A 5,804-nucleotide genomic window follows, 5' to 3' on the forward strand; every position below is an offset into this window, starting at 1 on the left:
CAAAAGCACGTGACGCGCGCAAAGAGTTCGCAAATGCAACTTGACACCCAAGATAGTCGCTCATCCGTCTCGGCGCTTGCGCGCCGATCCACCTTCTCCCACAAGGGGAGAAGGAAGAAGGCCTGCACAAAAATTTCATCTTCGATTCACGACATAGCCGGCAAAGCGTCATTGGCGGGCCATCTTTGGCTGCCTATCTACGCGCCATGCGGGAAGGCATCGAGGAGGCGACGGATGAGCGAGAGCATCAACACCCTGGACGAGCTTTTGAACGACCCGATGGTCCAACTGGTAATGGCGCGCGACCGCGTGCGCCCGGCCGAGCTTCGCCTGCTTCTGGAAAAGGCTCGCGAGAGGGCGAGTGATGATTCCCGCATCGACCAGGCTTCGGTGCCGCCCGCGCATGTCGTGGCAAGAAGCTGCCTGAAGCAGTGGCTCTACCGCTGAGGCGACCCGGGTCAGCTCGAATGAGCGGGCAGGTAGCTGTAATGATTGCGCAAATAGGCGAGCTTGAAGCCGAGCCGGTCGTAGTTGCGATAGGCCGGCCCGTCGCGGTCGGGGCGCGGCGCCTCGATATCGGCGACAATCAGTTTCGCGCCGGCGGCTATGCCGTCGCGGACCAGCCTTTCGCCAAGCATGGCGTCAAGATCGAAGCTCGGCGCCATGATGCCCGGTACCGGCGCGTCGATGCCGCTCCAGGCGGCCCCGTCTGAGATGAAGAGCGAGCGCACGGCGGCGACCGCGCCCCTGCGTTTCAGCATGTAATGATGCCAGCCCTTGCGATCGACAAGCGCCATCAGCCAGGGCGAGGTGGGGAGCCTGTATTTGGCATCGATGAAAGATGCCCACTCCGAAGCTGTCCTGGGCGTGACCTCCTCGATCACCAGATCGTCAACCGGGATCAGCGGGTCGCTCGGGAAAAGCGGTTCGTCCGCCAGCGGCGTCGCGTCGCGATAGATGCGCTCCCAGCCGCCTTGCTGCTGCATCCCGCGCGCTTCCAGCCAGCATCTCAGCCGCGACGGCTCAGTGTGTGGATTGGTATAGAACCACGGCCGCCTGATGCCGGCATCGCGGTAATGCGCGAGCAACGTGTCGACCTGTTCTTCCGTCGCCGGACCATCGACGCCGATATTCTTCACGCAGTTGAAATGGATGAACGGGATCGTCGTGCAGGTGGTCCAGACAAGATCGCCGTCCTTGTCAATCGTCAGCCCTTGCCGGGCCGCCAAATCCGCCGGCGCCGCCTCGTAGAGGTCGAGCCAGGCAGCGACCTCGGCGCGCTCGATGGCGCGGCTGGTATCGCGCGACACCTCCTCGATCGCAATTTCGGCAGCATGCGTTTCCGGCGGCGTGACCGGCTCCAATTCCGACAGGGCGGCGGTCGACATTGTGATGCTCCTCCGATTTGCCTTACAGTGTAAGATTAGCGGAGAATAATATGGCGGTGCCAGTTGTCAAGCAGGATTAGCGGCACCTTACAAATCCGTGAGTTGGAATCACGCTATCGTGAGGCTAAGCCTGTCCTCCAGGCTTTTCGAATGATGATTCACTTTTTGCCCCCAAGAACGATAGGGGCACGGGGAAAGGACCGGGATGACCGACGTCTGCACGCAAGGACTGGATACCGGCTTTGTCGGCCTGGGTTATGCCAAGGTGGCATTTCTCGGCATCGTGCAAGGCATCACCGAATTGCTGCCGATCTCGTCCACGGCGCATATGCGCATCGTGCCGGCCGTTCTCGGCTGGCAGGACCCCGGCTCGGCCTTCTCCGCCGCCATGCAACTGGCGGCGCTGGCGGCGGTGGTCAGCTATTTCTGGAGCGATGTCAGGGATGTGCTGTTCGGTTCGGTTGCGGCGATCTCGCGCCGCGATTTCGGCGACCGCTCTTTCCGCCTGGCGATCAGCATCGTGCTTGCCACCGTCCCGATCGTCATTGTGGGCCTCGCGCTTTCCGGCGTGCTCAACGCCTGCAACTCGCCGCTGCGCGGGCTGGCCGTCATCGGCTGGGCCTGCATCGCCATGGCGATCCTTTTGGCGCTCGCCGAGATTTTCGCCAGCCACAAGCTCGTGCTGCGCCAGGCATCGATCCTCGACGAGCTGCTGGTGGGTGTGGCCCAGGTCGGCGCGCTTATCCCCGGCGTCTCGCGCTCGGGCTCGACGCTGACGGCGGCGATGGGGCTGGGCTTCGCCCGGCCCGAGGCGGCGCGCCTTTCCTTCCTGCTCGGCCTGCCGGCCATCGCACTGGCCGGCCTCAAGGAGCTCTATGAACTGCACAAGGTACATCTCGATGCGCATGGCTGGTCGATCCTGGCCGTCGGCCTTGTCGTCGCCTCGATCTCGGCTTTCTTTGCGATCTGGGGGCTGATGCGCGTGCTCGAGCGCTTCTCCGCCTGGCCGTTCGTCATCTATCGCGGCCTGCTCGGCGTGGTGCTGCTGATCGGCGTCGCGACCGGCTGGCTGGTCTAGAGGTCTCGGCCCACTCCGCTATATCGACGCCGACGCCCGGGTGCGCTGATGGATCTTGTGACGCTGCTGCAATCCGTGCCTTTGCTTGCGACGCTGGTGAAATCGGCGGCGCCGGCGGCTATTGGCGCCGGCATGGGCCTCGGCCAATGGCTGGCGGCGCTGCCGCCCTGCCGCAACCAGATTTTTGAGAACGCGACCTATCTGGTTTGCGAGGCCGATCCGAAGCATTTTTCCATCGAGCTGTTCTGGAAGAACAAGGACGGCGATCTCTACCGATCGCTGCACAATCTGCGAAGCGCGCAGCAGGCGGCGGGGCGGACCATGCTCTTCGGCATCAATGCCGGCATGTATCATCCGAACCTCGCGCCGGTCGGGCTCTATGTCGAGCGCGGCGAGCAGGTCACGCCGGCGAAGACGGGATCGGGCACCGGCAATTTCTCCATGCAGCCCAACGGCATCTTCTATATCAGCGCCGGCAAGGCCGGGGTTCGCGCGACCAAGGATTATCTGAAGCGCCCGCCGCGCGTCGACTATGCCACGCAGTCCGGGCCGATGCTGGTCATCGACGGCAAGCTGCATCCGAAATTCCGTTACGACGGCACCTCGCGCAAGATCCGCGATGGCGTCGGCGTGCGCGCCGACGGGGTCGCGGTCTTCGCGATCTCGAATGATGTCGTGACCTTCCATGAATTCGCGCGGCTGTTCCGCGACCGGCTCGGCTGCCCGAACGCGCTCTTCCTCGACGGCTCGATCTCGAGCCTCTATGCGCCCAGGATCGGCCGCAACGACGATTTCTGGAATCTGGGGCCGATGATCGGCGTGTTCAGGCGCTAGCCAAGAAGCTCGCTTCGGCGCCATTCCGAATCATCCGCTCGCGCCAAAAGTAAATTTTGATTCAAACTTTGTTGGTAATTTCTCATTAGGAATGGCGTTTCCGGCGGCGCTGTTCCTGCCTTCGGTCTGTTTTGTTTTACGTACAGGTCAAGATGCGGATTTTTGGCGTCGTCAGTTTCGTGCTCGCATCGCTTTGCCTTGCCGGCTGCTCGTCTACGTCCGGCGTCGATGCCTTGCAGATGCCGTCCAACGAGACGACGAGCTCGGTCGTGCGGCCAAGCGCGCCGGTGTCGAAGGGCGCGAGGACCGCGGTCACCGAAAGAACCGTCGAGACCGCATCGATGTCGGGCGCCGCGCGCATCAAGCCGCCGGCGCCGTTGCTCGACGAAAACAATGCAATCCCCGACGACGAGAACGCTCGCCCCGGTGACGAGAACTCGCGCCCCTTCGGCCTTGCCGAGGAGGAGACGGTGAACTTCCCGGCGGCCAATCTGCCGGACAGCGTCGAGCCGCCGGTGCAGGAGGCAGCGCTCGTCTCGCCGCCGAAACGGCTGTCGCGCGCCACGCCCGCCATGCTCGCCGGTCCGGTCACCCGCTATGCGTTCCGCGACGCCAAGCCGATCAATTTCGGTCGCTCCTCGCCGCGCCATCTGGCCGTGCACGGCGTCGACGTCTCGCGCTGGCAGGGCAACATCAACTGGGGAAAGCTGCGCGCCCAGGGCGCCAATTTCGCCTACATCAAGGCGACCGATGGCGGCGATCATCTCGACCCGATGTTCATGAAGAACTGGCGCAACGCCGATGCCGCCGGGCTGAAGCGGGGCGCCTATCATTTCTTCTACTGGTGCCGCACCGCCGGCGAGCAGGCCGACTGGTTCATCCGCAACGTGCCGAAGGTCGACGGCGCGCTGCCGCCGGTTATCGACGTCGAGTGGAACGGCGAGTCCTCCTGCAAGCGGCGGCCTTCGCGTGAAAAGGTGCTGGAGAAGATGCAGGTGTTCATGGACAGGCTGGAGCGCCACTACGGCCAGCGGCCCATCATCTACACCAGCCCCGACTTCTATCGCGACAACCTGCGCGGTGCCTTCCAGGACTACCCGTTTTGGCTGCGCGCCGTGGCGGCGCATCCGTCAAAGGTTTATCCGGGCCGCAGGTGGCTGTTCTGGCAGTATTCCGGCTCCGGCCTGTCGCATGGCGTCAGCGGCCGCATCGACCTCAACGTCTTCCACGGCGACGAGCGCCAATGGCGCGCCTGGCTGGGCGGCGGGCAGATGGTGGCCGACGCGGATTGAGCCGGAGTTTTCCCTTCTCCCCTTGCGGGAGAAGGTGGCCGCGAAGCGGCCGGATGAGGGTGCTCCAGCTTGATGCAGACCTTCGCAAACGACTGATGATCGCCAGCATCTCACTCCGCTGGAACCTCCTCATCCGTCTCGGCGCTGCGCGCCGACCCGCATTCTCCCATAAGGGGAGGAGGGAAACACCGGCGCCTCACGCGCGGGCGTCGGCCGGTGAGGTCGATGGCAATTTCGGCATTTCGCTAACCATGCGCTCACCCTGTCTCTTAGAGGTGCGGCAACGGGCTTCCGGTAACGTGTCCGTGATCGCATTTCGGAGAGGTTCGATGCGCAAACTGATTGTTACTGCCGCTTTGGTAGCCGCTGTCGGCTACGGATTTTCCAATTCGCACATGCGGGGCAGCGAGCCCAAGGACAATGTGGTCGCCTACTCCACCACCGACGCGGCGATGCAGGGCGCCAAGGCCAAGGGCCATTCGACGCTGCCGCGCTTCCATGAACTGATAGCCGCACGCACGCCTGGCACCTACACCGTGAAATTTCCGCTGACCCAGAACGGCGCCACCGAGCATATCTGGATGCAGCTTGTGGCTTTCAGCGACGGCCGCTTCGTCGGCCTGCTGGCCGACAAGCCGGTCAATGGCAACCAGTACAAGATGGGCGATCGCATGACGGTGGCCGAGGCCGACGTCGAGGACTGGATGATCCGCAACGGCGGCGACGTCTATGGCGGCTACACGGTGCGCCAGGCGCTGGCGGATATGCCGAAGGAACAGGCGGCGAAATACGGGATCGCGTTCAAGGATTGAGCGCTCTTCTCCTTCTCCCCCTGGGGGAGAAGGTGGCCGCGAAGCGGCCGGATGAGGGGTGTTCCAGCTTGATGGACACCTTGCCGGTTGGGGGCGCCGCAGCAAGATCGCCAGCCTCTCACTCCGCTGGAACACCCCTCATCCGTCTCGGCGCTGCGCGCCGATCCACCTTCTCCCACAAGGGGAGAAGGAGAAGAGCGCTCATGCCTCGGCCCCGCGCGGTCGTCATTCTCGGGCTTGACCCGAGAATCCATTCCGTGACCACGGTGAAGCGTGCAAACGGAGCAGAATTCTGGACCGTTGCAACGCGTCGATGTAACGGAATGGCAACTGTGTTCACGCGAATGCGGTTTTGTCGCGAATGATAGCGTTGAGGACGACCAGGAGCTTCCTTGCGACG

The 5,804-nt window shown here is 63.5% G+C and carries 6 protein-coding genes; 5 read left to right on the plus strand and 1 reads right to left on the minus strand.

The annotated features are described in order from the left end of the window. The first annotated feature begins 234 nt into the window (after window positions 1-234). Window positions 235-447 carry a hypothetical protein gene (locus FJ423_RS33225; protein WP_140848002.1) on the plus strand — a complete coding sequence of 71 codons (213 nt, stop codon included), beginning with the start codon at window positions 235-237 and terminating at the stop codon, window positions 445-447. A gap of 11 nt (window positions 448-458) precedes the next feature. On the opposite strand, the gene FJ423_RS33230 is transcribed toward FJ423_RS33225, so the two are convergent. Further along, entirely contained in the window at window positions 459-1,388 is a 930-nt protein-coding gene (locus tag FJ423_RS33230) for a hypothetical protein (protein ID WP_140848005.1), read from the minus strand. A gap of 205 nt (window positions 1,389-1,593) precedes the next feature. On the opposite strand from FJ423_RS33230, the gene FJ423_RS33235 reads away from it, so the two are divergent. From FJ423_RS33235 to FJ423_RS33250, 4 genes are all read left to right on the plus strand, one after another. Then, window positions 1,594-2,466 (plus strand): undecaprenyl-diphosphate phosphatase, encoded by an 873-nt coding sequence (locus FJ423_RS33235; protein WP_140848008.1) that lies wholly within the window; start codon window positions 1,594-1,596, stop codon window positions 2,464-2,466. Window positions 2,467-2,514: 48 nt separating this feature from the next. Beyond that, window positions 2,515-3,300 carry a phosphodiester glycosidase family protein gene (locus tag FJ423_RS33240; protein ID WP_140848011.1) on the plus strand — a complete coding sequence of 262 codons (786 nt, stop codon included), beginning with the start codon at window positions 2,515-2,517 and terminating at the stop codon, window positions 3,298-3,300. A gap of 152 nt (window positions 3,301-3,452) precedes the next feature. Next, a complete protein-coding gene (locus tag FJ423_RS33245; RefSeq protein WP_140848014.1) occupies window positions 3,453-4,592 on the plus strand; it encodes a GH25 family lysozyme in 1,140 nt (379 codons plus the stop codon). A 329-nt stretch (window positions 4,593-4,921) separates the two neighbouring features. After that, window positions 4,922-5,404, plus strand: coding sequence for a DUF2314 domain-containing protein (locus FJ423_RS33250; protein WP_140848017.1), 483 nt, complete (start codon window positions 4,922-4,924; stop codon window positions 5,402-5,404). The last annotated feature ends 400 nt before the right edge of the window (window positions 5,405-5,804 follow it).

The sequence above is a fragment of the Mesorhizobium sp. B2-8-9 genome, from assembly GCF_006439475.1.
Lineage (GTDB): Bacteria > Pseudomonadota > Alphaproteobacteria > Rhizobiales > Rhizobiaceae > Mesorhizobium.

What these genes read in the sequence shown, in the direction of transcription:
- FJ423_RS33225 (WP_140848002.1), top strand. Translation starts at nt 235, where the DNA reads ATGAGCGAGAGCATCAACACCCTGGACGAGCTTTTGAACGACCCGATG.
- FJ423_RS33230 (WP_140848005.1), bottom strand. Translation starts at nt 1,388, where the DNA reads ATGTCGACCGCCGCCCTGTCGGAATTGGAGCCGGTCACGCCGCCGGAA.
- FJ423_RS33235 (WP_140848008.1), top strand. Translation starts at nt 1,594, where the DNA reads ATGACCGACGTCTGCACGCAAGGACTGGATACCGGCTTTGTCGGCCTG.
- FJ423_RS33240 (WP_140848011.1), top strand. Translation starts at nt 2,515, where the DNA reads ATGGATCTTGTGACGCTGCTGCAATCCGTGCCTTTGCTTGCGACGCTG.
- FJ423_RS33245 (WP_140848014.1), top strand. Translation starts at nt 3,453, where the DNA reads ATGCGGATTTTTGGCGTCGTCAGTTTCGTGCTCGCATCGCTTTGCCTT.
- FJ423_RS33250 (WP_140848017.1), top strand. Translation starts at nt 4,922, where the DNA reads ATGCGCAAACTGATTGTTACTGCCGCTTTGGTAGCCGCTGTCGGCTAC.